Source organism: Tenacibaculum profundi, assembly GCF_057162725.1.
In genome coordinates, this window is sequence record NZ_CM169894.1 from 37705 (window position 1) to 39294 (window position 1590).

At 29.8% G+C, this 1590-nt stretch carries 1 protein-coding gene; it reads right to left on the reverse strand.

All coding sequences use genetic code 11. The annotated features are described in order from the left end of the window. Window positions 1-3: 3 nt before the first annotated feature. A complete protein-coding gene (gene hutI, locus AC2GW8_RS00180) occupies window positions 4-1236 on the reverse strand; it encodes an imidazolonepropionase (RefSeq protein ID WP_440880784.1) in 1233 nt (410 codons plus the stop codon). Window positions 1237-1590 lie beyond the last annotated feature (354 nt).

Below are 1590 nucleotides of genomic sequence, written 5' to 3' on the forward strand. Positions count from 1 at the left end.
AAATTATATTTTTTCACCATCAATATATACATCTTCTATTAAATTTGATCCAAAGCTATATGGAATAAAGCCGTAAGAAGGAATTTCTTTAGTAATAATAAAATTAGCTTTTTTTCCTTTTGTAATACTTCCAACTTCTTCAGATAAGTTCATCGCATATGCCCCATTTATGGTAGCGGCATTGATAGCTTCTTCAGGAGTCATTTTCATTTTGATGCAGGCCGTAGCTACCACAAAATTCATGTTTCCAGAAGGGGTAGACCCAGGATTAAAATCAGTAGCCAAAGCTAGAGGGAGTCCTGATTCAATAATAGCCCGAGCAGGAGTGTAGGGAATACTTAAGAAATAAGAACAAGAAGGCAATGCAACAGGCATAGTATCTGAGCCTTTTAATGAATTAATATCTTCTGAAGTCATTACCTCTAGATGATCAACTGATAAGGCTTTGTGTTTCACACTAACTTGAATACCTCCAATAGTATTGAATTGATTTACGTGTACTTTTGGAATCAACCCATATGATTTCGCAGCAGATAATATTTTATTGGTATCTTCAACAGAAAAATAACCAGTTTCACAGAAGACATCAATAAATTCAGCAAGATTTTCTTGAGCAATTTTTGGAAGCATTTCATTAATAATCAAATTAATATAGCCTTCTTTATTATCTTTGAATTTTGAAGGAAATGCATGTGCTCCTAAAAATGTCGCTTTAATGGGAATTCTGTAATTTTCCTTAAGCCTTTTTATTACTTTAAGCATTTTGAGTTCAGCATCAATAGTGAGTCCATATCCAGATTTTATTTCAACGGCTCCTGTACCCAAAGCCATAATTTCTTCTAACCTTTTTGCTGATTGTTCATACAAATCAATTTCATTTGTATTTTGAAGTTTTTTTGCTGAATTTAGAATACCACCGCCGTTTTTTGCAATTTGTTCATAAGTTAAACCATTTATGCGATCAACAAATTCTTGTTCTCTATTTCCGGCAAATACTATATGCGTATGTGAATCGCACCAAGTAGGCAAAACCATTTTTCCTGTACAGTCGATTTTTTTACAAGCTAATTTGGGAACACTATCCATTGAACCAAAATCAATAATAAAACCATTTTTTATCAATAAGAAAGCTTTTTTTATGGTGGGTAAGGTTTTCATTTCAATGCCTGATATCTTTTTAGTTCCAGGTTTTCTTACTTGAATTAATTCTTTAATATTAACTAATAAAGTAGTCATATATTCGGGTTATTTTGATATTGCAAACTTAAACAAAAACATAATTTTATTATATTAAGAAGATATAAATTTAAATTATCAATCTAAATAACCATATCAAAAGCATTTTGTTCAAAAAATTAATATTTTTTGTGTTATACTCCACAATTTATGTTTAATATAAGTTTTAATGTCAAGTTGTTATAGTTAATGGTTTATTGATTTTTAGTTCCAGTATTTGTTTTTTGTCCTTGTTTTTAAGTGATTTACCTTTCCATTCTAACCATTCAACTAAAGGAGGTTTGTTTCCCAATATATTATGAATAAATTCTGAGCTTATTGTAAATAAGGTTTAAACTAATTAAACTTCTTCAT

What these genes read in the sequence shown, in the direction of transcription:
- hutI (WP_440880784.1), bottom strand. Translation starts at nt 1,236, where the DNA reads ATGACTACTTTATTAGTTAATATTAAAGAATTAATTCAAGTAAGAAAA.